Here is a 26,959-nt window from a genome sequence, read left to right as displayed (position 1 = left end):
GTTATCAGCACATGAGCACCCACGCAGACAGCAAGCCCTGGACCGTTCCCGCCCTGGCCGAGGCCAAGCGCAATGGCCAGAAGCTGGTCATGTTGACCGCCTACGACGCCGGCTTCGCCCGCACCTTCGATGCCAACGGCGTCGATCTGATCCTGATCGGCGATTCGCTGGGCATGGTCGTGCAGGGTCATGATTCGACCCTGCCGGTGACCGTGGCCGACATGGTCTACCACACCCGGGCCGTGGCCCGCGTGCTGCAGCGTGCGCTGCTGGTGGCCGACCTGCCGTTCGGCGCCGATGCCACCCCGGAACGCGCGCTGGATGCCTCGCTGCAGCTGCTGCAGGCCGGTGCCGAGATGGTCAAGATCGAAGGTGCCGGCTTCAAGGTCGACATCATCCGCTACCTGGTCGAGCGCGAGATTCCGGTCTGCGCGCACCTCGGCCTGACCCCGCAGTCGGTGCTGCGACTGGGCGGCTTCAAGATCCAGGGCCGCGGCGATGCTGCGCGCCAGCTGGTGGAGGACGCCAGGGCCGTGGCCGCCGCAGGCGCCAGCATCATGGTGCTCGAATGCGTGCCGACCCCGGTCGCTGCCGAAGTGACCGCTGCGGTGGATGTGCCGACCATCGGCATTGGTGCTGGCCCGCAGTGCGATGGCCAGGTGCTGGTGCTGCACGATTTCCTCGGCCTGGACAGTGGCCATCGCCGTCCCAAGTTCGTCAAGGATTTCCTTGCCGAAGGTGGCTCGGTGGCCGGTGCCACCCGCGCCTTTGCCGACGCGGTGCGCGACGGCAGCTTCCCCGACGAACAGCACGCCTACGCCCAATGATCCAGACCTTCAACGAGCTCGGCGCGTTGCGCGAGCAGATCGCCCAGTGGAAGCGTGAGGGCCTGCGCGTGGCGCTGGTGCCGACCATGGGCAACCTGCATGGGGGGCACCATTCGCTGGTGACCCTGGCCCGCCAGTACGCCGACAAGGTGGTGGCGAGCATCTTCGTCAATCCGACCCAGTTCGGCCCCAACGAGGATTTCAGTCGCTACCCGCGCACGCCCGAGGCCGACGTGGCCGGGCTGGAGCAGGTCGGCTGCGATGCCGTGTGGCTGCCCAGCGTGGAGACGATGTATCCGCTGGGCGTGGACAGGACCACGCGCATGCACGCGCCGGGTGTCAGTGAAGTGCTGGAAGGCGCCAGCCGCCCGGGGCACTTCGATGGCGTCTGCACGGTGGTGGCGCGCCTGTTCCTGCAGGTGCAGCCGGACGTGGCCGTGTTCGGCCGCAAGGACTACCAGCAGCTTGCCGTGATCAGGCAGATGGTGGCCGAGCTGTCGTTCCCGATCCAGATCGTCGGTGCTGAGATCGTGCGCGACGAGGATGGCCTGGCCAAGAGTTCGCGCAACCAGTACCTGAGCGACGAACAGCGCCCGGTCGCGACCACCATCCACCGCACCCTGCTGGGCATGCGCGAGGGCTACGTGGCGGGGCAGGCACGTGATCGCATCGAAGCCGACGCCACGGCCGCATTGCAGGCAGCCGGGTTCCAGGTCGACTACGCGGTGCTGCGCACCCCGGAGCTGGCCGAGCCGACCTTCGACGGCGGTGGCCGCGTGGCGCTGATTGCCGCGCGCCTGGGAACCACCCGGTTGATCGACAACCTGGAGTTCTGAGTTCCGGCGGCGCCGCGCGATGCATGGGGTCAGATCCCTTTTCCAGGGGAAAAGGGTTCTGACCCCGGTTTCACCGCCTACCTGAACAGGTTGCCGGCCGTGATGCCCCGCGCTGCGCGGGTGCTAGAATCCGCTCTTTCCTTTGCCGTTGCAGCGCCCCCATGCACCTGTCCCTGCTCAAGACCAAGATCCATCGCGCCACCGTCACCCATTCCGAGCTGAACTACGAAGGCTCGATCGCCATCGATGACAACCTGCTGGCTGCCACCGGCATCCGCGAGTTCGAGCAGGTGCACATCTGGGACGTGACCAATGGTGCGCGTTTCTCGACCTATGCCATCCGCGCCGAAGCCGGCAGCGGCGTTGTCTCGCTCAACGGTGGCGCTGCGCGCCACGTGCAGGTCGGTGACATCATCATCATCGCCGCGTTCGCCAGCATGACCGAGCAGGAAGCTGACAGCTTCAGGCCGAAGCTGGTGTACGTTGATGGCAACAACCAGATCACCCACACCAACGACACGATCCCGACCCAGGCCGCATGACAACGAACAACGGATTCGACTCGCTGCATTCCCACGCCCAGCGCCTGAAGGGCGCAAGCATTCCCAGCCTGCTCGCCGCCGAACCCGGCCGTGTACAGGAGCTGGCGCTGCGGGTCGGTCCGTTGTACGTCAATTTCGCCCGGCAGAAATACGATGCCGCGGCGTTGCAGGCGCTGTTGGCGCTGGCTGCCGAGCGTGATGTCGGCGGTGCCATCACGCGCCTGTTCCGCGGCGAACAGGTCAACCTGACCGAAGGGCGCGCCGCGCTGCATACCGCGCTGCGCGGCGATGTGGTCGATGCGCCGGTGGCGGCCGAGGCCTATGCCACCGCGCGCGGGATCCGCCAGCGCATGGGCGTGCTGGTGCGCGCGCTGGAAGACAGTGGCGTGACCGATGTGGTCAGCGTCGGCATCGGTGGTTCCGACCTTGGCCCGCGCCTGGTCGCCGACGCGCTGCGTCCGGTCAGCGGTGCGCGCCTGCGCGTGCATTTCGTCTCGAACGTGGACGGCGCCGCCATGCAGCGCACGCTGGCCACGCTGGATCCGGCCAAGACCGCCGGCATCCTCATCTCCAAGACCTTCGGTACGCAGGAAACGCTGCTCAACGGCCAGATCCTGCACGACTGGCTGGGCGGCAGCGAGCGCCTGTATGCAGTCAGCGCCAATTCGGATCGCGCCGCCAAGGCCTTCGCGATCGCCGCCGATCGCGTACTGCCGATGTGGGACTGGGTGGGTGGCCGCTATTCGCTGTGGTCGGCGGTCGGTTTCCCGATCGCGTTGGCGATCGGCTTCGAGCGCTTTGAGCAGCTGCTGGAAGGCGCCGCACAGATGGATGCGCATGCGCTGGATGCACCGCTGGAGCGCAACCTGCCGGTGCTGCATGGCCTGACCGACATCTGGAACCGCAACCTGCTGGGCCATGCCACGCATGCGGTGATGACCTACGACCAGCGTCTGGCGCTGCTGCCGGCCTACCTGCAGCAGCTGGTGATGGAAAGCCTGGGCAAGCGCGTGCAGCGTGATGGTGCGCCGGTCACCACCGACACCGTGCCGGTGTGGTGGGGTGGGGCAGGCACCGATGTGCAGCACAGCTTCTTCCAGGCGCTGCACCAGGGCACCAGCGTCGTTCCGGCCGACTTCATCGGCTGTGTGCACAACGATGATCCCTACACGATCAATCACCAGGCCCTGCTGGCCAACCTGTTGGCACAGACCGAGGCGCTGGCCAATGGCCAGAGCAGCGACGATCCGCACCGTGATTACCCGGGCGGGCGGCCGAGCACGCTGATCCTGCTCGACGCGCTGACCCCGCAGGCACTGGGTGCGCTGATCGCCATGTACGAACACGCCGTGTACGTGCAGTCGGTGATCTGGAACATCAACGCGTTCGACCAGTTCGGTGTCGAGCTCGGCAAGCAACTGGCCAGTGGCCTGCTGCCGGCGCTGCAGGGCGAGGATGTGGCGGTTGCCGATCCGATGACCCGCGAGATCCTGGCGCAGCTGAAGCGCTGATGCTCTGGTAGTGCCGGCCGCTGGCCGGCATCCAGGTGATGCTTCAATCGTTCATGAGGTTGCCGGCCAGCGGCCGGCACTACCGCAGCAGATGGGTTGCCGGCCAGCGGCCGGCACTACCGCGTCACCGGCTCGGGTCGCGCTCCGGGCTTGGCCGCTTGGCCAGTTTGCGCTGCAGCGAGCGCCGGTGCATGCCGAGCAGGCGCGCGGCCGCTGACACGTTGCCGCCGGTCTCGTGCATCGCCTGCTGGATGTGTTCCCACTGCAGGCGGCTGATCGGCGTCATCGCATCGGGCACTTCCATTTCGCCATCGTCGGCCGGGCCGTCGTCTTCCTCGCCGAGGGCGCGCAGGATCATCGGCACCGTGGCCGGCTTGGGCAGATAATCGTCTGCACCGAGCTTGATCGCCTCCACCGCGGTGGCGATGCTGGCGTAGCCAGTTACCAGCAGGATCCGCATGTCCGCGCGCAGCGCGCGCAGCGGCTGGATCAGTGCCAGGCCGGAATCGCTGCCCAGCTTCAGGTCGATCAGCGCGAACGCCGGTGGATGCTGCCGGGCCAGCGCCAGCGCACTGGCGGCATCCTGTGCGGTCTGCGTTTCAAGCCCCTTGCGGGCCAGGCTGCGTTGCAGGGTACGCAGGTACAGCTCGTCGTCGTCGACCAGCAGGCCCAGGGTGGAATGGTTAAGGCTCATGGGGTGTCCTCGCGTGGGGCCAGCGGCAGGCGGAAGCCGACGCGGCTGCCGGCCCCCTGGGCCGGCCGCATCCACATCTCGCCGTCGAGGCGTTCGATGGTGGCATGGGACAGGGCCAGGCCGACGCCCATGCCCTCGCTCTTGCTGCTGCCGAACAGCTTGCCCGGCAGCACGGCGGCACGGGCGTCGAAGCCATGGCCGTAGTCGCGGACTTCGCCGATCAGGTCGTCGCCTTCGATGCGCAGGTCCAGGTCCACGCGTGGCCGGCCGGCTTTCTCGCCGGCATCGGCGGCGTTGTTGAGCAGGACCATCAGCAGATGGCCAACGCCCGGGTCCAGCGGTAGCCGCAGCGGCGCATCATCGTTGCGGTGCAGGTCGATGGTCGGCCGCACCAGGCGCCATTGCTCCAGCACCTGCTGTGCGCTGGAATGGCTGCGGCCCGGTGCGTCGGCCGAGGCCGGAGCAGCCAGCGCCAGCACGCGCTCCCGGCACTGCACCAGCAGCTCGCGCAGGGTTTCCATGTCCTCGCGCACTTCCGGCTCTTCGCTGCGCTCGGCCACATCGTCGGCGAGCAGGGTCATGGTCGCCAGCGGCGTGTTCAGTTCATGCGCCACCGAGGCGGCATGGGTGGCCAGCGCGACGATGCCCTCGTTGCGGGCGAAGCGCTCGCGCAGTGCCGACAGTTCCAGTTCGCGCTGCCGCAGGGCCAGCGCCAGCCGGGTGGAGAAGGCCAGTACCACCGCGGCGGAAATCAGGAAGTTGGCGACCACGCCCCAGCGATTCAGGTCCTGCGCGCGGAAATAACCGTCCGGCAATGGCTGGCCGAAGATGCCGCTGGCGGCGTAGCCGAGCAGGCAGGCCAGTGCGACCGCCAGTGCCCAGCGCAGGGGCAGGGCGAACGCGGCCAGCGCGATCAGGATCAGGAACAGCGAGCTGAACGGGTTGGCCATGCCGCCGCTCCAGCCGACCATCCAGGTCAGGATGATCACGTCCACCAGGATGTGGCCGAACGCGGTCAGCGGTGCGGTGTCAGCCGCGTCCGGACGCAACTGGGTATAGATGTTGAACAGGGCCAGCACCGCCACGCCGGCCCATAGCGGCAGCTGCGGCAACGGCAGGCCCAGCACCCAGGTGGCAACCAGGATGGTGGCGGCCTGGCCGCCTACGGCAAGCCAGCGCAGGCTGCACAGGGTACGGAGAAACGGGGCGTCGGGACCGGTCATTCACGCTCATCGTATGCGTTCACGGGCGGCTGTGCCTGCGACAATCGGCCGCAGCCGTGCCACCGGCTGAATGCGAGTCACCCGGAATGCGGGGGCGGGCGGTAGAATGCGCCCATGCACGACGCCGTCACCCGCCCGACTCCTCCCTCCGATGCCACCTCCTGGCCCCGCCGCCAGACCCATGCCGTGCAGATCGGCGGGGTCACCGTAGGCGGAGGCAAGCCGGTCGTGGTGCAGTCGATGACCAACACCGACACGTCCGACGTGGCCTCCAGCGTGAAGCAGGTGGCCGAGCTGTGGCGGGCCGGTTCGGAAATGGTGCGTTTGACCGTCAATACCGTGGAAGCCGCTGCGGCGATCCCGCGCATCGTCGACAAGCTGGCGATGATGGGCATCGACGTGCCGCTGATCGGTGATTTCCACTACAACGGCCACCAGCTGCTGACCGCCGAGCCGGCATGTGCCGAAGCGCTGGCCAAGTACCGCATCAACCCGGGCAACGTCGGCTTCGGCAAGAAGAAGGACCTGCAGTTCGCCCAGTTGATCGAGTTCGCGATCCGCTACAACAAGCCGGTGCGCATCGGTGCCAACTGGGGCTCGCTGGACCAGGCCCTGGCGGCGAAGTTGATGGACGAGAACAACCTGCGCGAGCAGCCCTGGGATGCCGGTCGCGTGCTGCGCGAGGCGCTGATCCGTTCGGCGCTGGATTCGGCCGAGCAGGCGGTGGAGCTCGGCCTGCCGCGCGATCGCATCGTGCTGTCGGCCAAGGTCAGTGGCGTGCAGGAGCTGATCGCGGTGTACCGCGACCTGGCCCAGCGCTCCGATTTTGCCCTGCACCTGGGCCTGACCGAGGCCGGTATCGGCAGCAAGGGCATCGTCGCCTCGTCGGCGGCGCTGGGCGTGCTGCTGCAGGAAGGCATCGGTGACACCATCCGCATCTCGCTGACCCCGGAACCGGGCCAGTCGCGCACACAGGAGGTGATCGTCGCCCAGGAACTGCTGCAGACCACCGGCCAGCGTGCCTTCACGCCGCTGGTCACGGCTTGTCCGGGCTGCGGCCGCACCACCTCCGAGTTCTTCCAGGAACTGGCCAAGGTGGTGCAGAACCACGTGCGCGAGAAGATGCCGCTGTGGAAGATCCACCATCCGGGTGCGGAGAACATGACCCTGGCGGTGATGGGCTGCATCGTCAATGGGCCGGGTGAGTCGCGGCACGCCAACATCGGTATTTCCCTGCCGGGCACCGGCGAAACCCCGGCCGCGCCCGTGTTCGTCGATGGCGAGAAGAAGGTGACCCTGCGTGGCGAGAACATCGCCCAGGAGTTCGTCGCCCTGATCGACGATTACGTCGAACACAAATATGTCCGAAGCGCCGGATAAGCCTGCGATCCTCGCTGCGCCGGAGTCCGCCTCCGGTTTCCGCCACTGGATGGCGCACAATGCCTGGCGCCTGGTGCTGCTGTTCGGTGGCGTGCTGCTGCCGTTGGCGGGTTTCGTCGCCCTGGCCGACGAAGTGCACGAGTTTGAATCGTTCCATTTCGATGCGCCGCTGCTGTGGCAGATGCATGGCCTGCACTCACCGCTGCTGGACCGCTTCTTCGTGCTCATTTCCAGGCTGGGCTACGAATGGTTCCTGATTCCCGCCGACGTGCTGATCATCGGCGTGCTGCTGGGCTACCGGCGTTGGCGTGAGGCCACCTTCGTGGCGGTCAGCTTCGTCGGCTCGGCGCTGCTGAACATGGGCAGCAAGCATTTCTTCCAGCGCCAGCGCCCCAGCCTGTGGGAATCGATCGCGCCGGAATCGACGTTCAGCTTTCCCAGCGGCCACGCGATGGGCTCGATGACCCTGGCCGTGACCCTGGTGCTGCTGGCCTGGAACACCCGCTGGCGCTGGCCGGTGCTGCTGCTGGCGCCCGCGTTCAGCCTGCTGGTCAGCGTCTCCCGGGTCTATCTGGGCGTGCATTACCCCTCCGATATCCTGGCCGGATGGTGTGCCGCGCTGGTTTGGGTGGTAGGGTGCTATCTGGTCATGTTCAGTCGCCGGCATCCTTGGCGACGTCAGGATTCGCCGCCAGCGACGGCCAGCGAAGCATCATCACAGGGGGATTGACGTGGATGGCCCCTCCGGGGCGTCTACGTAATAGATCAGTTGTTTCGTTGCAGCAGGTTCTGCAAGACAGGGGGCAAGCACAACGCGCGGTACTGTGATGCGCAAGGCAGAATGCCCGGGTCGCATCTCGAACGCGCTTGCAGGGGTATCGGCGCCCTGCCTAGCTTGACCTGCAATGGCCGCATTCGAAGAGGTACGTGAATGACGATTCGAGTCTACCTGGTGGATGACCACGCACTGGTCCGCACCGGGATGAAGATGATCCTGTCGGGGGAGACCGACATCGAGGTGGTGGGCGAAGCCGAGACCGGCGAAGATGCGCTGCGCGACGTCCGCCAGTTGCTGCCGGACGTGGTGCTGTGCGACCTGCACCTGCCCGGCGTGAGTGGCATGGAGGTGACCGAGCGCATCGTCCGCAGCCATCGCAACACCCGCGTGGTGATCGTGTCGGTGCTGGAAGACGGGCCGCTGCCGAAGCGCTTGCTGGAAGCCGGGGCTGCGGGCTACATCGGCAAGGGCTGCGATGCACAGGAGCTGCTGCGTGCGGTGCGCGATGTGGCCATGGGCCGTCGCTACCTGGGCACCAGCATCGCGCAGAACCTGGCCTTGTCGACCGTTGAAGGCAACGGCTCTCCATTCGACAGCCTGTCGCCGCGCGAGCTGGAAGTGGCGTTGCTGCTGACCCAGGGCCTGCGCCAGGAAGACATCGCGCGGCGCCTGAGCCTGAGCGCGAAGACAGTGAACACGCACAAGGCGCGGCTGTTCGAGAAGATGGGGATCCACGACAACATCGCGCTGGCGCGCATGGCCAGCCAGTACGGGCTGGTGGATCCGGCACGGCCGCTGTAAGGGATTCGGCCAACGGCTGAGCCCTCCGCAGGGCCACCGACAGGTTCCGTGCGCCGTCACTGCCGATAGAGGAAATGTAGAGCCGAGCCTATGCTCGGCTGCTTTCCGGCCTGCGGGCGCGGAGCCGAGCGTGGGCTCGGCTCTACAGCTGTGTCGGGCTCAGTGGCCGCGTACGCGCTTGATGATCTTCGCGGCGTCGGCGGCGCTGGCGCGCACCTTGTCCCACTGACCGTCGGCGATCCAGCTGCCCGGCACCATCCACGAACCGCCGATGCAGACCACGTTCTTCTGCTCGAGGTACTCGGCGGCGGTGTTTTCGGTGATGCCGCCGGTCGGGCACAGCTTGAGGTCGGCAACCGGGCCGGCCAGACCCTTGATCATCGCCAGCCCCCCCACGGCGGTGGCAGGGAACAGCTTGCACACGCGGAAGCCGCGCGCATACAGCGACAGCAGTTCGGTCGGCGTGGCCGCACCCGGCACTACCGGCAGCGGTGCCGCCGCCAGCGCATCGGCCAGCGCCGGTGGCGTACCCGGGGTCACCAGGAAGTCCGCGCCCGCATCGATCGACTGCTGCATCTGCTCCACGGTCAGCACCGTGCCGGCGCCCACCACCACGTCCGGCAGCTCGCGCTTGAGCATCGCCAATGCTTCCATCGCCACTGGCGTACGCAGCGTCAACTCGATCGCCGGCAGGCCACCTTCCAGCAACGCCGCACTGACCGCACGCGCCTGGTCCAGCGTATGAATCGTCACCACCGGCAGGATGCCCGCCGCACGCAACAGCTCCGCCGCCTTCACCTGATGTTGTTCGATACCCATGCTTTTGCCCTTGCCTTTGCTCTTCTTGATTCAGTGGCCGCAGCGCAAATGACGCGCCGGGAATTGTCCAGGGCGCTCTACTGCCCAGGCCGGGAAGCCTGCCGCGGCTTTTCGCTTCAGGCGTCTTTTGCCTCATGCGGCGCCGCCGCCGCTGCGGCATCGTGCCCCAGCTCGTACTCCGCGTCGTATTCCCACGGCCCGCCATCGGCCGCCGCCGGCCCGCACGAAATCGAAATCGCACCCTGATCGGCCGGCCCCACCACGCGTCGGTTGATCGCGAACAGGTTGCGGCCCAGGTCATGCGCGGCAGGCGCCGTGTTCGGGGCCAGCGGACGCGCGGCCCACTCGGCCGCGTCCACCAGCACTTCCAGCGTGCCGGCCTCACCATCGAGGCGGATCATGTCGCCTTCGCGGACCTTGGCCAGCGGACCACCGCGTGCCGCTTCCGGCGTCACATGGATCGCCGCCGGAATCTTGCCCGAGGCGCCGGACAGGCGGCCGTCGGTGACCAGTGCCACGCGCCGGCCCTGGTTCTGCAGCAGCCCCAGCAGCGGCGCCAGCGAATGCAGTTCCGGCATGCCGTTGGCACGCGGGCCCTGGTAACGCACCACCGCCACGAAGTGCTCGGGCAGCAGGCCGCCGGCATGCAGCTTGTTCAGCACCTGCGGCGCATCGACAACCACGGCCGGTGCTTCGATCGTGCGGTACTGCGGCTTCACCGCCGACAGCTTGATCAGCGACTTGCCCAGGTTGCCGCGCAGCAGGCGCAGGCCGCCCTGGTGCTCGAACGGATTGTCGACGCCACGCACCACTTCGTCATCGGCGCTGTGTTGCAGGCCCGGCAGGTAGACCAGCTGGCCGTCGCGCAGCTGCGGCTCGCGCGCGTAGTCGGCCATGCCGCCGCGCGCCACGCTGACCAGGTCACCGTGCATCAGGCCCGCCCTGATCAGCTCGCCGAACACGAAGGCCGGTCCGCCAGCGGCCGCGAAACGGTTCACGTCGGCCTCGCCGTTCGGATAGACGCGGGCCAGCAGCGGAATCAGCTGCGACAGTTCGTCGAAGTCGTCCCAGGTCAGCACGATGCCGGCGGCACGCGCCACTGCGATCCAGTGGATGGTGTGGTTGGTCGAACCGCCGGTGGCCATCAGCGCGATGACCGCGTTGATGATCGCGCGCTCATCGATGATCCGGCCCAGCGGACGGAAGTCGTCGCCGAGCGCGGTGATGTCCAGTGCACGTTCGGTGGCTTCGCGGGTGAGGGCGTCGCGCAGCGGCGTGCCCGGATTGACGAACGATGCGCCCGGCAGCTGCACGCCCATCGCTTCCAGCAGCACCTGGTTGGAATTGGCGGTGCCGTAGAAGGTGCAGGTGCCGGCGCCGTGGTACGAGGCGGACTCGGCTTCCAGCAGCTCTTCGCGGGTGGCTTCGCCGGCGGCATAGCGCTCGCGCACTTCCGCCTTCTGCTTGTTCGGGATGCCCGGGGTCATCGGGCCAGCCGGCACGAACACCGCCGGCAGGTGGCCGAAGGCCAGCGCGCCGATCAGCAGGCCCGGCACGATCTTGTCGCACACGCCGAGGTAGACGGTGGTATCGAACATGTCATGGCTGAGGCCGATCGCAGTGGCCTGGGCGATCACATCGCGCGAGAACAGCGACAGTTCCATGCCGCCGCGGCCCTGGGTGACGCCGTCGCACATCGCCGGCACGCCGCCGGCCACCTGTGCCGTAGCACCCAGCTCGCGGGCGATCTCGCGGATCTGCTCGGGATAGGTCTCGAACGGCTGGTGCGCCGACAACATGTCGTTGTAGGCGGTGATGATGCCCAGGTTCGGCGTCACGCCGCCCCGCAGGCGGCTCTTGTCGGTACCGCCACAGGCGGCGAATCCATGGGCGAGGTTGCCGCAGCTCAGGCGGCTGCGGAACGGGCCTTCGCGCAGGGAGGCGTCGATCGCGGCCAGGTAGGCGGCACGCGAGGCGGCGCTGCGGCGGATGACACGCTCAGTGATGGCTTGCAATTGCGGATGGAGGCTCATTGGCTACCGGCGTTCAAGGTGGCGAGAGGCAAGCGGCGGCAGGGCACCGCCGCCGACATCAATCAGCCCAGTGGACGCGCAGGCGCGCGCCTTCCAGGTTGATCGCGTTGAGGATCGGATACTGCTGGGCGTCGTTGCTGTCCAACGCTTGGCGCAGCACCTGCAGCTTCTGCTTGCCGCGCAGCAGCAGCAGGCGCTGTCGGCACTGGCGCAGCCCATGCGGGGTCAGCGTGATGCGCAGCGGCCACTGGTTCGCACCCGGGCAGCCGGTGGCATCCAGCGCGGCATAGGGCAGGGTGCTTTCCAGTGCGCGGGCGAGGTCCTTCGAGCCCGGGAACAGCGAGGCGGTGTGGCCGTCGTTGCCCATGCCCAGTGCCACCAGGCTCGGCGGCTGGCTGTGCTGTGCCTGCAGGTTGGCGGTGTACACGCATTCGGGCAGGGGCTTGCCGATCCGCACCAGTGGATCGAAATGCGCACCCTCGGCGCGTTTCAGCAGGTGCTCGCGCACCAGCCAGGCATTGCTGTCGCGATCCTGCGGCGACAGCCAGCGCTCGTCGGCCAGGCTCACTTCCACCCGGTCCCAGTGCACGTCCAACTCGGCCAGCGCCTGGTAGACCGGCGCCGGTGTAGTGCCGCCAGACAGCAGGATGCGGGCGCGGCCCACTTCGTTGATGTCGTGGTTGAGGGTGTGCGCCATCTCGGCGGCAACGGCTTCGATCCAGCCATCGGCATCGCCATGGTTGATGAACTCGATGCGGTCGTCGTGGAAGGTGGTGGGGCTCATGCGGCAACTCCAGGTGCGTCACGTTCGGCGTCGGCGGCATAGGCGGCGGCGCCCAGCAGTCCGGCGTGGGGATGCATCACCGCCAACGAGGGCACGCGCGCCATGATGGAAGAGAACCGGCCCTTGTGCTCGAAGCGCTGGCGGAAACCGGAGTGCTGCAGCGAATCGAGCATCTTCGGGGTCAGCCCGCCGGTCAGGAACACGCCGTCCCAGGCGCCCTGGGTCAGCACCAGATCGCCAGCAATGGCGCCGAACACGGCGCAGAACACATCCACGGTGCGCATCGCCTGCGGATCGCCGTGCAGGGCGCGGGCGGTCACGTCCACCGGCTGCAGCTGGCCCGGATCGATGCCGGCCATCTCGCACACGGCGCGATGGATGTTGACCAGGCCGGGGCCGCAGATCAGGCGCTCGTTGGAGACGCGGCCGAACTGCTCGGACAGGATCTCCAGGATGCGGATCTCTTCCGGGGTTCCCGGCGGGAAGCTGACATGGCCGCCTTCGGTTTCCAGCGGATAGCAACGGCCGTGGCGCATGATCAGGCCGCCGACGCCGAGACCGGTACCGGGCCCGATCACCGCGTAGTTGCGTGGCTGGCCGGGCTTGCCCGGTACCCAGGCAGCCCCGCCGACCTGGACCACGTCATCGGGCTGAAGCAGCGAAATCGCCATCGCCTGCGCGGCGAAGTCGTTGATCAGGTGCAGTTCGTCGAACCCGAGCATGGCAGCGGTGCGGCTGCGCGAGATCACCCACGGATGGTTGGTGATGCGTGCTTCGTCACCATCCACGCGACCGGCCACGGCGAACACGCCGCGGCTTGCCGTGGCGCCGATCTGTTCCAGATGGTGGCGCGCGGCATCACCCAGCGACGGGAACTCCGCCACCGCGTACTCGCGGATGCTGTCCTTCTGCAGCGGTGCGTCCAGCGAGGTGTCGGCCAGGGCGAAGCGCGCGTTGGTGCCACCGATGTCGGCGACCAGCACTGGCTGCGAGCTGGCACTCATGCCGACGCTCCGCTGTCGGGCGCGTCCAGGTCCTGCGGCAGGAACCCGCCCGCATTGCCCGGGCCCCATTGGCCGGCGGGGTAGGGCTCCAGCGGCAGCTTGGCGTCCTTCCAGGCGTCGGCGACGCTGTCGATCCAGGCCCAGGCCGCACGCACTTCGTCATCGCGCACGAACAGCGTGTGGTTGCCGTTGAAGGCATCCAGGAACAAGCGTTCGTAAGCGATACGGCGGTGCAGGCCGGTCGGCACCGACAGTTCCAGCTCCAGCGGATGCAGCTCCAGCGCGCCCCATTCCGGGCCTGCCAGGCTGCTCATCAGGCCCAGTTCGATGTTTTCCTGCGGCTGCAGCTGGAACACCAGGCGGTTCGGTGCGGCCTGCGCGCGCTGCGGGCGCTCGAACAGCCAGTGGGTGACCGGCTTCAGCGTGACCACCACGCGGGTGGTGCGCTCGGGCAGGCGCTTGCCGGTGACCAGGTGGAACGGCACGCCGCTCCAGCGCCAGTTGTCGATATGCGCGGTGACACCGGCGAAGGTTTCCACGTCGCTGCCTTCCGGCGGCTGGTAGGCCTGTGCCGGCTGGCCATTGATGGTGCCGGCGGTGTAGCGGCCACGGATGCTGTCACGCGCGGCGTGCCGGGCATCGAGCGGGCGCAGGGCGCGCAGCACCTTGACCTTCTCGTCGCGGATGCGATCGGCTTCCAGCGATGCCGGCGGTTCCATCGCCACCATGCACAGCAGCTGCAGGATGTGGCTCTGCACCATGTCGCGCAGCGCGCCGGAGCGGGCGTAATAGGCATCGCGGCCATCCACGCCTTCGCTTTCGGCCACCAGGATGTGCACCGATTCGATGTAGTTGCGGTTCCACACCGCTTCCAGCAGCGTGTTGCCGAAGCGCAGTGCGATCAGGTTCTGCACCGCGGCCTTGCCCAGGTAGTGGTCGAGGCGGAACACGCGGTCCTCGTCGATCCACTGGCCGATGGTGCTGATGATTTCCTCGGCGCTCTCGCTGTCGCTGCCGATCGGCTTTTCCAGCATCAGGCGTGCCGGCGCGGCGAGGGCGCCGCCCTTGGCCAGGCCTTCGCAGGTGGAGATGTACAGGCCCGGCGGGATGGCGAGGTAGCTGACGCACTTGCGGTGCACGAGGTCGGCGACCGCGGCGGCAACCGAGTCGACGTCGCGCAGGTCCACAGAGCGGTAGTCGATGCGACGCAGCAGGGCGCTGATGTCGTCCTGCGTGGCCATCGGCATGGCCTGCTGCAGGCGCGGCCGCAGGATGTCATGGAAGGCTTCGGTGTCATGCCCGGACAGGGCCAGCGCACGGATGCGGAAGTCCTCCGGCAGCAGGCCGTCGCCAAGCAGGCGAAGCAGCGAAGGGAACAGGTAGCGCTGGGCCAGATCACCTGTGGCACCGAACAGGAAGAGGGTGTCGTGCATCGCTCGAGTTTCAGATCCGGGTGACATCGTTGTCAATCGCTTCATGGCTGGGTTCGGGGGACATCCGCGCAACTGCCTGTCCGAGGTTCGTCAGGGGCGTTCTCCGGGGTGCCGGAAGACCGTTCCATTCGAAACCACTGCCTCGGCGGAACCTTCGTTCAACCGCCGACGCAGATCGGTGCGCACCGATCATCGGATAGTGCCACGTGAAAACGTTTACATGGCAGAATGGGCAACTGTATTCGATTGCAGTGCTCGCCGTCATGCGGCAAGCGCGCAATCATCACTGCCATCGGGAGGGCCGAGGCAGTCCCAAAAGACAGCCCGGCTTCGGGCGGACCGGATAGGTGATATGGCAAAAGTGCAGTTGCAGGGTGTGCGCAAGGTCTATGACAACGGCCAGGTCGCGGTGAAGGACGCCAGCTTCGAGGTCGCCGATGGCGAGCTGATGGTGCTGGTCGGCCCGTCCGGCTGTGGCAAGTCGACCCTGCTGCGGATGGTGGCTGGCCTGGAGGAGATCAGCGGCGGCACGCTGACCATCGGTGATCGCGTGGTCAACGACGTGGCGCCGAAGGATCGCGACATCGCGATGGTGTTCCAGAGTTATGCGCTGTACCCGCACATGACCGTGGCCGAGAACCTGGCCTTTGGCCTGAAGCTGCGCGGTCACGACAAGGCGACCATCGACAAGCGCATCGCCGAGGCGGCGCAGACGCTGGGCCTGACCGAGATGATGGACAAGCTGCCCAAGGCGATGTCCGGTGGCCAGCGCCAGCGTGTCGCGCTGGGCCGTGCGCTGGTGCGCGAGCCGGCGGTGTTCCTGCTCGACGAACCGCTGTCCAACCTGGATGCCAAGCTGCGCCACAGCGTGCGTACCGAGATCGCGCAGCTGCACCGCAAGCTGGGTACCACCATGATCTACGTGACGCACGACCAGGTCGAAGCGATGACCCTGGGCCAGCGCATCGTGGTGCTGAAGGATGGCGTCATCCAGCAGATCGATACGCCGATGGCGCTGTACGATCGCCCCGCCAACCTGTTCGTGGCCGGCTTCCTCGGCAGCCCGGCGATGAACGTGCTGCGCGGTACGCTGCAGGGCGATGCCGGTGGCGTGACCGTGGTCGATGGTGAGTGGCGTGCACCGCTGGGCCAGGCCACCATCGATCCGGCCTGGCTGCAGAAGCCGATCGCGGTGGGCGTGCGTCCGGAGCACCTGCAGCCGGCGGCCGCCGACGATGCGCATGCGTTCGTCGCACGCATTGAAGGCATCGAACCGGTCGGTAACGAGATCTTCGTCAACCTGAGCAGTGGCCAGCACGCGCTGACCATGCGCGTGGCGCCGCAGGCGCTGCCCGAGGTGGGCGAGCAGATCCGCGTGGCGATCCATCCGCAGGGCCTGCATTTCTTCAACCCGGAAACCGGCGCGCGCCTGTAAGGGGTAGTGCCGGGCGCTGGCCGGCAACCTCAACCCTGCATGGTTGCCGGCCAGCGGCCGGCACTACCATTCCTGCACCCACCCGTGCAGGTCCCCGCCTGCTTCAGCGGGCCAGGCCATCCAGCAACGGCACGCGCTGCGCAATGGCATCGCCCACCTGCAGATCAGCGTCGCTGGCCTCCAGTGGCAGTACCGCCAGTGCCAGGTCGCCGGCCACGCTGGCAATCGTGCCCAGCCCCGCGCCATCCTGCTGCACGCCATCGCCGGCCTGTGCCGGTGCTGCGGTATGCAGCAACTGCACCGCACGCTTGGCCTTGCCGAGGAAGTGGGTGCGGGCGACGATTTCCTGGCCGGGATAGCAGCCCTTCTTCACGCTGTAGCCGTTCAGGCGGTCCAGGCCCAGCTGTTGGGGGGTCCACACTTCGCGCTGGCCTTCTTCCAGCCGCGGCAGGCCGTAGCGCAGGTCGGCCTGGCGCCAGGCCAGGGCGAAAGCGGCCTCATCGGCTTCATTGCCGGCCGCGAACGCGTCGGCGCTGCCAACGCGCAGGGTGCGCGGCAGGGCATCGCTGCCCAGGTCCAGCTCCCAGCCGTCGCCTGCGGTCTGCGCAATCGCCGCGCCGCTGGCGGCCTCGGGCGCGGTGAACGCGCCAGCCGCCGCCAGATCGCTGCGCACCTGCACCTTCACCTTGCGGCGGAACACGAAGCGCTGCAGTTGCGACGCAATCGCATCGGCATCGCCGTCAGCCAGCACCAGCATCACGTGGTCTTCGGCCAGCCGAAGCAGCTGGAACACCGCCAGGGTGCGGCCCTTGGCGCTCAGCCAGGCACTCCACTGCCAGTGCTGCAGGGGCAGGGCGGTGACATCGCTGCTGAACTGGGCGTGGGCAAAGACAGCCGCATCCGGGCCCTGCAGGCTCAGCAGCTGGTGGCCGGGCAGGCGAGGATATCCGACGAAAGCAGGGGGCAGGTTGTCAGGCACGTGAACGAGGTCTAAAATTTGTGCGTTGCGAGACCGAACATGATAGGCCAAACAACCCCCACTCCCGACGACGAATCTGAAGCCCCGCTGGTCCCCGTGGCACCCGTGCCCGTGGAACAGGAAAAAGCGGAAGAATTCGGCGGCCGCGGCGGACTTGATCCGGTGCGGTATGGCGATTGGGAGAAAAACGGACGCTGCATCGATTTCTGATCAGCATTGAGCCAACGCGGCCGTGTGCCGCCCAGCCGAGACAACGAGCCCAGCGAATGGCGACCAGACAACGCCCACTTTCCCCGCACCTTCAGGTGTATCGCTGGCAGATTCAGATGGCCACCTCGATCCTGCATCGAGCCACTGGCGTCTTTCTGTCTGTTGGTGCCCTCATCATCGCCGCCGGCCTGCTGGCCCTGATGATGGGGCCCGAGTCCTGGAACTGCTTCACCGGCCATGCCGGGGCCTGGTATGGCCGCGTGTTCCTGTTCGCGTGGACATGGTCGTTCGCCTATCACCTGTGCAATGGCATCCGCCACGTCGTGCAGGACTTCGCCATCGGCTTCAGCATCCCCGCCTTCATCCGCAGCAGCTGGCTGTCGGTCATCGGCAGCTTGGTGATCACCCTGCTGGTGTGGGCCTATGTGATGTTCGGAGGTGCCGCGTGAGCAAGTTCCGTACCCCGTTGAAGAACGTGCGCGGCCTTGGCTCGGCCAAGACCGGCACCGAGCACTTCGTGCACCAGCGCCTGACCGCCGCCGCACTGGTGGTGCTGGGCATCTGGTTCCTGGTCTTCGTGCTGGGCCTGCTGGGCTCGGACTACGCCACCGCCGCCGCCGCCGTGGCCAAGCCGTGGAACGCGGTGCCGCTGATCGGCCTGCTGATCGCCATGTTCTGGCACGCGCAGCTCGGCATGCAGGTCGTGCTGGAAGACTACATCCACGAATCGCTGCTGGCCCTGGTGCTGCAGACCGCGGTGAAGTTCGTCGCCGTGCTCGGCATGATCGTCAGTGTGTTTGCGGTGGGCCGCATCGCCCTCGGCGTTGCCTGAGCCCAGGCACCTACACAGGAATCCAGATTAGATGTCCGCTTACAAGATCACCGAACACAAGTACGACATGGTCGTGGTCGGCGCCGGCGGTGCCGGCCTGCGCGCCACGTTCGGCCTGGCCGCCAAGGGCCTGCAGACCGTGTGCCTGACCAAGGTCTTCCCGACCCGTTCTCACACCGTTGCCGCCCAGGGCGGTATCTCGGCCGCGCTCGGCAACATGGGCGAGGACGACTGGCGCTACCACTTCTTCGACACCATCAAGGGGTCGGACTGGCTGGGCGACCAGGACGCCATCGAGTACATGTGCCGTGAGGCCATCCCGGCCATCATCGAGCTCGAACATTACGGCGTGCCGTTCTCGCGCACCGCCGAAGGCAAGATCTACCAGCGTCCGTTCGGTGGCATGACCACCAAGTATGGCGAAGGCCCGGCGGCGCAGCGTACCTGCGCGGCGGCCGACCGTACCGGCCACGCGATGCTGCACACGCTGTACCAGCAGTCGCTGAAGCACGACGCGCGCTTCATGATCGAGTACTTCGCGCTCGACCTGATCTTCGACGAGGAAGGCGCCTGCCGCGGCGTGCTGGCCCTGGACATGTCCGACGGCACCCTGCACCTGTTCCGCGCCCAGGGCGTGGTACTGGCCACCGGCGGCTACGGCCGTGCCTACTTCAGCGCCACCTCGGCGCACACCTGCACCGGCGACGGTGGCGGCCTGGCCATGCGTGCCGGCATCGCCATGCAGGACATGGAGTTCGTGCAGTTCCACCCGACCGGCATCTACGGCGCCGGCTGCCTGATCACCGAGGGTGTCCGCGGTGAAGGTGGCATCCTGCGCAACAGCAGCGGCGAGCGCTTCATGGAGCGTTACGCGCCGCACTACAAGGACCTGGCCTCGCGCGACGTGGTCAGCCGTTCGATGACCATCGAGATCCGCGAAGGCCGCGGCGTCGGCGAGCACAAGGACCACATCCTGCTCGACCTGACCCACCTCGGCCCGGGCGTGATCGACGAGAAGCTGCCGGGCATCGCCGAGAGCGCCCGCATCTTCGCCGGCGTCGACGTGCACAAGCAGCCGATTCCGGTCATCCCGACCGTGCACTACAACATGGGCGGCATCCCGACCAATTACCACGGCGAAGTGGTGCAGAAGGTCGGCGACAACGACAACGCGGTAGTGCCGGGCCTGTACGCCATCGGCGAAGCGGCCTGCGTGTCCGTGCACGGCGCCAACCGCCTGGGCTCGAACTCGCTGCTGGACCTGGTGGTGTTCGGCCGTGCCGTGGCCAACCGCTGTGCCGAGACCATCAAGCCGGGCGCTGCGCACAAGCCGCTGCCGGCCGATGCCTGCGACAAGGCGCTGGGCCTGCTGGACAAGCTGCGCCACGCCAACGGCGATACCCCGACCTCGGTCATCCGCGATCGCATGCAGCGCACCATGCAGGCCGACGCGGCGGTCTTCCGCACCAGCCAGACGCTGAAGGAAGGCTGCGAGAAGATGGACAAGATCTTCGACTCGTTCCAGGACGTGAAGGTCTCCGACCGTTCGCTGGTGTGGAACTCGGACCTGATCGAGACCTACGAGCTGAACAACCTGCTGCTCAATGCGGTGGCGACGATCAACTCGGCCGAACAGCGCAAGGAAAGCCGCGGCGCGCATGCGCACGAGGACTTCCCGGACCGCGACGACGTCAACTGGCAGAAGCACACCCTGGTCAGCGTCGACGAGAAGGGCAAGTGCAGCTTCGACTACCGTCCGGTGCACATGTACACGTTGACCGACGACGTGTCCGTGGTGCCGCCGAAGCCGCGCGTGTACTGATCCGACCCCGCCTACCATGCAATCCGCGCCCACGGGCGCGGGCCGCCTGAGCCAACGAGAGCAGCCATGGCCGAGTTTTCACTCCCCAAGAATTCCAAGATCACGAAGGGCAAGCACTTCCCCGTCAAGAACGGCGGCAAGAACGTGCGCACCTTCAAGATCTACCGCTGGAGTCCTGACGACGACAGCAACCCGCGCACCGATACCTATGAAGTCGATCTGGACGCCTGTGGCCCGATGGTCCTGGACGCCCTGATCAAGATCAAGAACGAGATCGACCCGACCCTGACCTTCCGCCGCTCGTGCCGCGAAGGTATCTGTGGTTCGTGCGCCATGAACATCGACGGCACCAACACCCTGGCCTGCACCCGAGCCATCTCGGACTGCGGCAAGAAGGAAGTGCCGATCTACCCGCTGCCGCACATGAACGTGGTCAAGGACCTGGTTCCGGACCTGACCCACTTCTACGCGCAGTACGCGTCGATCAAGCCGTGGATCCGCACCCAGACCCCGGCACCGCCGGACCGCGAGCGCCTGCAGTCGCCGGAAGACCGCAAGAAGCTGGACGGCCTGTACGAGTGCATCCTGTGCGCCTGCTGCTCGACCAGCTGCCCGAGCTACTGGTGGAACGGCGAGCGTTACCTGGGCCCGGCGATCCTGCTGCAGGCCTACCGCTGGATCATCGACTCGCGCGATGAGGACACCGGTGCGCGCCTGGACGATCTGGAAGATCCGTTCAAGCTGTACCGCTGCCACACCATCATGAACTGCGCCCGGACCTGCCCGAAGGGCCTGAACCCGGCACTGGCGATCGCCGAGATCAAGAAGCTGATGATGGAACGCCGCGCCTGATACACGGCGCAGGGTAGTTGCATGACCCCAGTAGAGCCACGCCATGCGTGGCTTTGCTGTATCTGGAGAAACACGATGGAAGAAGATGTTCTGCTGAAGAAGCTGCGCTGGCGCTGCCGCCGCGGCATGCGTGAGCTGGACCAGCTGTTCGGCCGCTACCTGGACCACGAGTGGAGCACTGCGCCGACCGAAGAGCGCGAGGTTTTCCTGTTCCTGCTCGACTGCGAGGACGATAAGTTGTGGCGCTGGTTCATGGGCTACGAGGCCTGCCCGCATGCGCACGCGATCCCCCTCATGCAGAAGATCCTCGCCCTCAAGCCTTGAGTGGCGCCCCTCGCGGCTGCAGGCCGCCGCCCAGTTGGCGGTGCTGCTGGCTGCGCCGTGGCTGCTGCGCGCATCGGATCTGCCTTCACGGCTGCTGATGCCCGCAGTGGTGCTGGCCTGGTGCACGGGCCTGGCCGAACTGGCCTGGCGCCAGCGCAGGCCGCGCGTGCAGGTGCTTCTGCCGCCGCTTCCCGAGCCACTGCAGGTGGCCGGGCAGGACGTTGATACGCCACGGCTGGTGGTGCGTGGCCCATGGCTGTTGTTGCTGTGGCGTGAGGATCGGCGCCGCCAGCGCCTGCTGTTCTGGCCGGATGTGCTCGATTCCGGGCAGCGACGTGAACTGCGACTGGCCGTAGCCGCACGCGCCGTTTCCCGTCAGCCCCGGACGATGGCACCATAAGCTGAATTGACCGGCGTGCCTGCATGTTCAAACCCATTCCCGTGGCCATTGGCCTGCGCTACCTGCGCGCCAAGCGCCGCAACGGCTTCATCTCCTTCATCTCGATGGCATCGATCCTGGGCATCGCGCTCGGCGTTACGGTGCTGATCACCACGTTGGCGGTGATGAGCGGATTCCAGAAGGAAATCCGCAGCCGCCTGCTGCAGATGACCGCGCACACCACCATCAGCCGCGACGGCGAGCCGATGCCGGACTGGATGCGCGTGGTCGACGTGGCCCGCAAGGATCCGCGCGTGGCCGGTGCCGCGCCGTACATCGAGATCCAGTCGATGATCAGCGGCCCGCGCGTGCAGGGTGCGATCATCCAGGGCATCGATCCGGCGCTGGAGCCGAAGGTATCGGTGATCGACAAGAAGGTCACCAAGGGCAGCTATGCCAGCCTGACGCCGGGCAGCTTCAACCTGCTGCTGGGCAAGGAACTGGCGATCTGGCTCGGCGTCGACGTCGGTGACCAGGTGCTGGTGACCTTCGCCGAAGTGCAGGGCACGCCTGCCGGTGCCGTGCCGCGGATGAAACGCTTCACCGTCAGCGGCATCTTCGAGGCCGGCTACAACGAGGTCGACCGGGGCGTCGGCTTCGCCAACATGCAGGACCTGGAGCGCGTGCTGCGCAGCGACGGCGCCACCGGCGTGCGGCTGAAACTGCACGACATGGACCGCTCGCTGGAAGTGGGCGTGGACCTGGCGCAGAGCCTGGGTGGTGCGTACCGGGTAAGTGACTGGACCCAGCAGAACGCCAACCTCTACCACTCGCTGCGCATGGAGAAGGTGGTGATGGGCATCCTGCTGTCGCTGATCATCGCCATGGGTGCGTTCAACCTGGTGTCCTCGCAGGTGATGTTGGTGACCGACAAGCAGGCCGACATCGCCATCCTGCGCACCCTCGGCCTGACCCCGGGCGGGGTGATGCAGGTGTTCATGGTGCAGGGTTCGCTGATCGGCATCTTCGGCACGCTGGCCGGCCTGATCGGCGGCATCACCCTGACCCTCAACCTGGAACGCATCCTCGGTGCCATCGAGAGCGTGTTCAACGTCAAGCTGCTGCCGGAGGATGTGTACTACATCACCGGCCTGCCGACCGACATGCAGACCGGCGACGTGGTGGCGATCACCGTGGTCGCGCTGCTGATGAGCTTCCTGGCCACCCTGTATCCCGCCTGGCGGGCAGCACGCACCCAGCCGGCGGAGGCCCTGCGTTATGAATAAGGTCTTCAACCGCGGCGATGAGGTGATCCGCGCCGAAGCACTGGGCAAGACCTACGCCGAAGGGCGCATGCAGACCCCGGTGTTCGATGGACTGGACCTGACCGTGACCGCCGGCGAGACGGTGGCGATCATCGGTGCCTCCGGTGCCGGCAAGAGCACGCTGCTGCACCTGCTGGGCGGGCTGGATGTTCCGACCGCAGGCGAGGTGTACGTCACGGGCCAGCGCATGTCGGCGCTGTCGGATACCGCGCGCGGCCTGCTGCGCAACCAGGCGCTGGGCTTCGTCTACCAGTTCCACCACCTGTTGCCGGAATTCACCGCGCTGGAAAACGTGATGATGCCGGTGCTGCTGGCCGGCACTGCCGTGGCCGAAGCGAGCAGCCGGGCCACCACGCTGCTGGAAGCGGTCGGCCTCGGACATCGCCTGGACCACAAGCCGGGCGAGCTGTCCGGCGGCGAACGCCAACGTGCCGCGGTGGCACGTGCGCTGGTCAATCATCCGGCCTGCGTGCTCGGTGACGAGCCGACCGGCAACCTGGATGACCGCACCGCGGGCACCGTGTTCGAGCTGATGCTGGAACTCAACCGTGCGCGTCATACCAGCCTGGTGCTGGTTACCCACGACCGCAGCCTGGCGCGGCGCCTGGACCGGGTGCTGGAGCTGCGCGAAGGGCGCCTGCACGCACTGGCCCACGCCGACGTCTGAGCGGCCGGCAACGGCCGCCTCCCGGCGCCTGAACGGGTTTACCTGCCATCGCGCCGGCCGCACATCGGCCGGCGCATGATCGCAGCAGGTTCCCCGAGGAGATCGCCATGAAGACCCCGATCCTGATCGCCGGACTCTGCCTGGCGCTGGCCGCCTGCGCGACCACCGGCCGGCTCAGCAGTACCGAGAAACTGGATCTGTACCGCGCCCACGCCGGCGCGCCGCAGAACGACATGCAGTTCTTCGGCAGCCTCAATGGCTGGACCGAACTGGGTGACAGCGCGCTGGCGGTGTGGACCCGGCCGAGCGAGGCTTACCTGCTGGAACTGAGTGGTCCGTGCCCGGACCTGTCGTACGCCACCGCCATCGGGTTGACCAGCAGCATGGGCCGCGTGTCATCGCGTTTCGACAAGGTGCTGGTGCGCGACCCGACCGGTGGCCCGCGCATGCCGTGCTTCATCAACAGCATCCGCAAGCTGGACGTGAAGGCACTGCGTGCCTCCGAGCAGGAGCTGCGCCAGGCGCAGGTGCAGGAGCGCGAGGAAAATACGAAATAGCGCGGTAGTGCCGGCCGCTGGCCGGCAACCTGGCATCTGCGCGATGCCGGCCAGCGGCCGGCACTACCTGTGGGTCAGGCTTCCGGGGTGAAGCCGGCAGGCTTTTCCGCGTCCTTCTCGAACAGGAACTTGACCAGTTCGCCCTCAAGGAATGCGCGATGCTCCGGGGTGCGCGGCGACAGGCGGTTTTCGTTGATCAGCATGGTCTGGTGCGCAAGCCACGCGGCCCAGGCCTGCTTGCCGATGTTGCTGAAGATGCGCTGGCCCAGTTCGCCGGGGTAGGGCACGAAGTCCAGGCCCTCGGCATCGCGTTGTTCGTACTGGCAGAAGACGGTTCGGGACATGGTACTCACTCGTGGTTGCGGGGTTTCTTGGGCGTTCGTTTCGGCGCCTTGACCGTGGCGCCATCGAGCAGCTTGCGGATGGGGGCCGGCAGGCCCAGCGCGGGCAGTTCGTCGGTGGCGACCCAGCGCAGCGTGGGTTCTTCCACGCGCAGGCCGTGCACCTGCCGCGACAGTACCTGCAGGTGCAGCTTGTAATGGCTGAAGGTGTGCTGCAGCACGGGCAGCTCCTCGGCGTCTTCCAGCGAACCTTCGACGTGCGCGTCGAACCAGTCCTGCAGTACGCTGCCGGCATCGGCCTGCGGCAGCGTCCACAGCTGCGCCCAGATGCCGGTGTCCGGCCGCTTCTGCAGCAGCACGCGCTGCTGGGCATCGCGCAGCAGCAGGGCCACGGCTTCGCGCTCGGGCAGGGTCTTGCTGGGCTTGGGCGTGGGCAGTTCGGCGGTACGGCCTTCGCGGCGCGCCACGCACGCGTCCTGCAGCGGGCAGATCACGCAGGCTGGCTTGGCGCGGCTGCACACCGTCGCACCCAGGTCCATCTGCGCCTGGGTGTAATCAGCCATTCGCCCGGCCGGCACCTGCGCCACGTGCGCCTCGGCAATCGACCACAACTGTTTCTCGATGGCCGGCAGGCCGGGAAAGCCGTCGATGCCGTGGTAACGGCTGAGCACGCGCTTGACGTTGCCATCGAGGATCGCGAACGGACCGTTCCAGGCCTGGCTGAGGATCGCACCTGCGGTGCTGCGGCCGATGCCGGGCAGGGCATGCAAGGCATCGAAATCGCGCGGCAGGTCGCCGTCGTGCAGTTCCACGCAGCGCTTCGCGGCGGCATGCAGGTTGCGTGCGCGGGCGTAGTAGCCGAGCCCGGCCCACTGCGCCATCACCGCGTCATTGCTGGCGGCGGCGAGGTCGGGCAGCGTCGGGAAATGCTGCAGGAACCGCTGGAAGTACGGGATCACCGTGGCTACCTGGGTCTGCTGCAGCATGATTTCCGACAGCCAGACCCGATAGGGGCTGCGTGGGTGCTGCCAGGGCAGGTCGTGGCGACCATGGTCGTCGAACCAGTGCAGCAGGCGGGCGACGAAACCGTCCCGTTCTGCAGTTTCGGCGCTGGCGTGCGGCTGGCGGGGCATTGGAGTTCCAGAGAGGCAGCCACCCGTGGGGTGGCTCTACCAGGCTGCGGTAGAGCCACGCCATGCGTGGCTGCGCGGTGTATCAGGCGCCCAGCGCTTCGGGCAGCAGGGCGTCGACGAACGCTTCCGGATCGAACACGCGCAGGTCTTCCGGGCGCTCACCGATACCGGCAAAGCGGATCGGGATGCCGAACTCGCGGGCCAGCGCGAACACCACGCCGCCCTTGGCAGTGCCGTCCAGCTTGGTCACCACCAGGCCGGTCACGTTCACTGCGGCATTGAACTGGCGCAACTGCGACAGCGCGTTCTGGCCGGTGGTGCCGTCGATCACCATCAGCACTTCGTGCGGGGCGGTGGGGTCGATCTTGCCGAGCACGCGGCGGATCTTGCCCAGCTCGTTCATCAGGCCGGACTGGGTATGCAGGCGGCCGGCGGTATCGGCGATCAGCACCGAGGTGCCGCGGGCCTTGCCGGCCTGCAGCGCGTCGAACGCCACCGAAGCGGCATCGGCGTTCTGCCCCTGCGCGACCACGGCTACGCCGTTGCGCTCGCCCCAGGCCTGCAGCTGGGCCACGGCGGCGGCGCGGAAGGTATCGCCGGCAGCCAGCATCAGGCTGTGGCCGTCGTCCTTGAAGCGCTTGGCCAGCTTGCCGATGGTGGTGGTCTTGCCGACGCCGTTGACGCCGACGGTGAGCACCACGAAGGGCTTGGCGTTGCGATCGATCACCAGCGGCTTGGCCACCGGCTGCAGGATCGCGATCAGCTCGGCGCGCAACGCGGCCAGCAGCGCATTGGCGTCGGCGAACTCGCGCGACTTCATGCGCTTGCGCAGGCCCTCGACCAGATCGGTGGTGGCGCCCACGCCGACGTCGGCGGTGATCAGTGCGGTTTCCAGTTCGTCCAGCAGATCGTCGTCGAGCTTGGGGTTGCGCGAGAACAGTCCACCGAAGCTGCGCGCGATGACGCTGTTGCGCAGGCGTTCGCGCCAGCCGGGCTTGCCGGCAGGCGCCGGAACGCCATCGATCGAGGCGGCGGCAGGCAGGTCGTCGGTGACCGGTGCCGGGGTGGGCTGAGGCAGTGGTGCGGGTGCCGGTTCGATGGCCGGGGCCGCCACCGGGGCGACGTCGATCCGGGCGGCCGATTGCGGAGCGCTCGGAGCGGGAACGACCGGAGCCGGAACCACCGGAGCCGGAACCACCGGGGTGGGCTCGAAAGCGACCGGAACGACGGCTGCCGGCGGCGGCTCGGCCGGCGCAGGCGCGGCCGGTACGGCTACCGGTGCTGGCTCTTTGTCCTCGACCGGCGCGGCCGACGGGAACGCCGCCGCCAGCTCTTCAGCCGAGTAGTGCTGGGTCTTGGGTGCCTCCGCTGCGGGGGCATCCTGGGGCTTCTTGCGGCGGAAAAAACTGAGCATTGGCAAAAGGCGCTGAAATCAGGG

The 26,959-nt window shown here is 67.4% G+C and carries 29 protein-coding genes; 18 read left to right on the top strand and 11 right to left on the bottom strand.

The window, feature by feature from the left end; translation table 11 throughout:
• The first annotated feature begins 11 nt into the window (after positions 1 to 11).
• From panB to pgi, 4 genes are all read left to right on the top strand, one after another.
• Entirely contained in the window at positions 12 to 827 is an 816-nt protein-coding gene (gene panB / locus AC5P7F_RS11485; RefSeq protein ID WP_014646749.1) for a 3-methyl-2-oxobutanoate hydroxymethyltransferase, read from the top strand.
• Positions 824 to 1,663 (top strand): pantoate--beta-alanine ligase, encoded by an 840-nt coding sequence (gene panC / locus AC5P7F_RS11480; RefSeq protein WP_014646750.1) that lies wholly within the window; start codon positions 824 to 826, stop codon positions 1,661 to 1,663. Before panB ends, panC begins: the two co-directional genes overlap by 4 nt.
• 161 nt (positions 1,664 to 1,824) lie before the next feature.
• Positions 1,825 to 2,205, top strand: coding sequence for an aspartate 1-decarboxylase (gene panD, locus AC5P7F_RS11475; RefSeq protein ID WP_014646751.1), 381 nt, complete (start codon positions 1,825 to 1,827; stop codon positions 2,203 to 2,205).
• Complete coding sequence (gene pgi / locus AC5P7F_RS11470; protein WP_164077948.1) at positions 2,202 to 3,716, top strand: glucose-6-phosphate isomerase; 1,515 nt, start codon at positions 2,202 to 2,204, stop codon at positions 3,714 to 3,716. The genes panD and pgi overlap by 4 nt, the downstream gene beginning before the upstream one ends.
• Before the next feature lie 124 nt (positions 3,717 to 3,840).
• Here the strand turns inward: pgi and AC5P7F_RS11465 are convergent, their stop codons facing one another.
• Complete coding sequence (locus AC5P7F_RS11465) at positions 3,841 to 4,410, bottom strand: response regulator (protein WP_164077405.1); 570 nt, start codon at positions 4,408 to 4,410, stop codon at positions 3,841 to 3,843.
• On the bottom strand, positions 4,407 to 5,633 hold the full coding sequence (locus AC5P7F_RS11460) for an ATP-binding protein (protein WP_164077406.1): 1,227 nt from the start codon (positions 5,631 to 5,633) through the stop codon (positions 4,407 to 4,409). The genes AC5P7F_RS11465 and AC5P7F_RS11460 overlap by 4 nt, the downstream gene beginning before the upstream one ends.
• Before the next feature lie 114 nt (positions 5,634 to 5,747).
• On the opposite strand from AC5P7F_RS11460, the gene ispG reads away from it, so the two are divergent.
• From ispG to AC5P7F_RS11445, 3 genes are all read left to right on the top strand, one after another.
• Complete coding sequence (ispG, locus tag AC5P7F_RS11455; protein WP_041863307.1) at positions 5,748 to 7,013, top strand: flavodoxin-dependent (E)-4-hydroxy-3-methylbut-2-enyl-diphosphate synthase; 1,266 nt, start codon at positions 5,748 to 5,750, stop codon at positions 7,011 to 7,013.
• The gene (locus tag AC5P7F_RS11450; protein ID WP_032958602.1) at positions 6,994 to 7,743 is read left to right on the top strand and encodes a phosphatase PAP2 family protein; all 750 of its coding nucleotides are present in this window, start codon (positions 6,994 to 6,996) and stop codon (positions 7,741 to 7,743) included. The genes ispG and AC5P7F_RS11450 overlap by 20 nt, the downstream gene beginning before the upstream one ends.
• Before the next feature lie 201 nt (positions 7,744 to 7,944).
• Positions 7,945 to 8,592, top strand: a complete 648-nt coding sequence (locus tag AC5P7F_RS11445; RefSeq protein WP_005416124.1) for a response regulator — start codon at positions 7,945 to 7,947, stop codon at positions 8,590 to 8,592.
• 159 nt (positions 8,593 to 8,751) lie between these two features.
• On the opposite strand, the gene AC5P7F_RS11440 is transcribed toward AC5P7F_RS11445, so the two are convergent.
• The 5 genes from AC5P7F_RS11440 to zwf all read right to left on the bottom strand — a co-directional run bounded on the left by AC5P7F_RS11440 (position 8,752) and on the right by zwf (position 14,665).
• Positions 8,752 to 9,411, bottom strand: a complete 660-nt coding sequence (locus AC5P7F_RS11440) for a bifunctional 4-hydroxy-2-oxoglutarate aldolase/2-dehydro-3-deoxy-phosphogluconate aldolase (RefSeq protein WP_014646757.1) — start codon at positions 9,409 to 9,411, stop codon at positions 8,752 to 8,754.
• 116 nt (positions 9,412 to 9,527) lie between these two features.
• The gene (gene edd, locus AC5P7F_RS11435) at positions 9,528 to 11,444 is read right to left on the bottom strand and encodes a phosphogluconate dehydratase (protein WP_032958604.1); all 1,917 of its coding nucleotides are present in this window, start codon (positions 11,442 to 11,444) and stop codon (positions 9,528 to 9,530) included.
• A 58-nt stretch (positions 11,445 to 11,502) separates the two neighbouring features.
• The gene (pgl, locus tag AC5P7F_RS11430) at positions 11,503 to 12,228 is read right to left on the bottom strand and encodes a 6-phosphogluconolactonase (protein ID WP_014646759.1); all 726 of its coding nucleotides are present in this window, start codon (positions 12,226 to 12,228) and stop codon (positions 11,503 to 11,505) included.
• Entirely contained in the window at positions 12,225 to 13,232 is a 1,008-nt protein-coding gene (gene glk / locus AC5P7F_RS11425) for a glucokinase (RefSeq protein ID WP_014646760.1), read from the bottom strand. Before glk ends, pgl begins: the two co-directional genes overlap by 4 nt.
• Positions 13,229 to 14,665, bottom strand: a complete 1,437-nt coding sequence (zwf, locus tag AC5P7F_RS11420) for a glucose-6-phosphate dehydrogenase (protein ID WP_014646761.1) — start codon at positions 14,663 to 14,665, stop codon at positions 13,229 to 13,231. The genes glk and zwf overlap by 4 nt, the downstream gene beginning before the upstream one ends.
• Positions 14,666 to 15,017: 352 nt before the next feature.
• On the opposite strand from zwf, the gene AC5P7F_RS11415 reads away from it, so the two are divergent.
• Positions 15,018 to 16,100, top strand: a complete 1,083-nt coding sequence (locus tag AC5P7F_RS11415; protein ID WP_014646762.1) for an ABC transporter ATP-binding protein — start codon at positions 15,018 to 15,020, stop codon at positions 16,098 to 16,100.
• 103 nt (positions 16,101 to 16,203) lie between these two features.
• On the opposite strand, the gene ygfZ is transcribed toward AC5P7F_RS11415, so the two are convergent.
• The gene (gene ygfZ, locus AC5P7F_RS11410; protein ID WP_032958610.1) at positions 16,204 to 17,079 is read right to left on the bottom strand and encodes a CAF17-like 4Fe-4S cluster assembly/insertion protein YgfZ; all 876 of its coding nucleotides are present in this window, start codon (positions 17,077 to 17,079) and stop codon (positions 16,204 to 16,206) included.
• 39 nt (positions 17,080 to 17,118) lie between these two features.
• On the opposite strand from ygfZ, the gene AC5P7F_RS11405 reads away from it, so the two are divergent.
• From AC5P7F_RS11405 to AC5P7F_RS11360, 10 genes are all read left to right on the top strand, one after another.
• Positions 17,119 to 17,289, top strand: coding sequence for a DUF1674 domain-containing protein (locus AC5P7F_RS11405; protein ID WP_080342731.1), 171 nt, complete (start codon positions 17,119 to 17,121; stop codon positions 17,287 to 17,289).
• Between the two features lie 56 nt (positions 17,290 to 17,345).
• Positions 17,346 to 17,738 (top strand): succinate dehydrogenase, cytochrome b556 subunit, encoded by a 393-nt coding sequence (gene sdhC, locus AC5P7F_RS11400; protein WP_024958620.1) that lies wholly within the window; start codon positions 17,346 to 17,348, stop codon positions 17,736 to 17,738.
• The gene (sdhD, locus tag AC5P7F_RS11395; protein WP_005409077.1) at positions 17,735 to 18,121 is read left to right on the top strand and encodes a succinate dehydrogenase, hydrophobic membrane anchor protein; all 387 of its coding nucleotides are present in this window, start codon (positions 17,735 to 17,737) and stop codon (positions 18,119 to 18,121) included. The genes sdhC and sdhD overlap by 4 nt, the downstream gene beginning before the upstream one ends.
• Before the next feature lie 31 nt (positions 18,122 to 18,152).
• Positions 18,153 to 19,943 (top strand): succinate dehydrogenase flavoprotein subunit, encoded by a 1,791-nt coding sequence (gene sdhA, locus AC5P7F_RS11390; protein WP_014646765.1) that lies wholly within the window; start codon positions 18,153 to 18,155, stop codon positions 19,941 to 19,943.
• Positions 19,944 to 20,009: 66 nt separating this feature from the next.
• A complete protein-coding gene (locus AC5P7F_RS11385) occupies positions 20,010 to 20,795 on the top strand; it encodes a succinate dehydrogenase iron-sulfur subunit (RefSeq protein WP_005409079.1) in 786 nt (261 codons plus the stop codon).
• A 75-nt stretch (positions 20,796 to 20,870) separates the two neighbouring features.
• A complete protein-coding gene (locus AC5P7F_RS11380; protein WP_005409080.1) occupies positions 20,871 to 21,119 on the top strand; it encodes an FAD assembly factor SdhE in 249 nt (82 codons plus the stop codon).
• A complete protein-coding gene (locus AC5P7F_RS11375; RefSeq protein ID WP_041863309.1) occupies positions 21,070 to 21,519 on the top strand; it encodes a hypothetical protein in 450 nt (149 codons plus the stop codon). The genes AC5P7F_RS11380 and AC5P7F_RS11375 overlap by 50 nt, the downstream gene beginning before the upstream one ends.
• Positions 21,520 to 21,542: 23 nt before the next feature.
• Positions 21,543 to 22,784 (top strand): lipoprotein-releasing ABC transporter permease subunit, encoded by a 1,242-nt coding sequence (locus tag AC5P7F_RS11370; protein WP_032958619.1) that lies wholly within the window; start codon positions 21,543 to 21,545, stop codon positions 22,782 to 22,784.
• Positions 22,777 to 23,490 carry a lipoprotein-releasing ABC transporter ATP-binding protein LolD gene (gene lolD / locus AC5P7F_RS11365; RefSeq protein WP_049407617.1) on the top strand — a complete coding sequence of 238 codons (714 nt, stop codon included), beginning with the start codon at positions 22,777 to 22,779 and terminating at the stop codon, positions 23,488 to 23,490. The genes AC5P7F_RS11370 and lolD overlap by 8 nt, the downstream gene beginning before the upstream one ends.
• 107 nt (positions 23,491 to 23,597) lie before the next feature.
• A complete protein-coding gene (locus AC5P7F_RS11360) occupies positions 23,598 to 24,047 on the top strand; it encodes a DUF6491 family protein (protein WP_032958624.1) in 450 nt (149 codons plus the stop codon).
• Positions 24,048 to 24,121: 74 nt separating this feature from the next.
• Here AC5P7F_RS11360 and AC5P7F_RS11355 read toward each other — a convergent pair whose 3' ends face one another.
• The 3 genes from AC5P7F_RS11355 to ftsY form a co-directional block, all read right to left on the bottom strand.
• Positions 24,122 to 24,391: an oxidative damage protection protein gene (locus AC5P7F_RS11355; RefSeq protein WP_049442323.1), complete on the bottom strand. Its 270-nt coding sequence runs from the start codon at positions 24,389 to 24,391 to the stop codon at positions 24,122 to 24,124.
• A gap of 5 nt (positions 24,392 to 24,396) precedes the next feature.
• Complete coding sequence (gene mutY / locus AC5P7F_RS11350; RefSeq protein ID WP_164077408.1) at positions 24,397 to 25,521, bottom strand: A/G-specific adenine glycosylase; 1,125 nt, start codon at positions 25,519 to 25,521, stop codon at positions 24,397 to 24,399.
• A gap of 82 nt (positions 25,522 to 25,603) precedes the next feature.
• The gene (gene ftsY / locus AC5P7F_RS11345) at positions 25,604 to 26,935 is read right to left on the bottom strand and encodes a signal recognition particle-docking protein FtsY (protein ID WP_164077409.1); all 1,332 of its coding nucleotides are present in this window, start codon (positions 26,933 to 26,935) and stop codon (positions 25,604 to 25,606) included.
• Positions 26,936 to 26,959 lie beyond the last annotated feature (24 nt).

The organism is Stenotrophomonas sp. YJH_SMC_105-26, from assembly GCF_059368915.1.
This window is presented reverse-complemented; position numbering and strand designations above follow the sequence as displayed.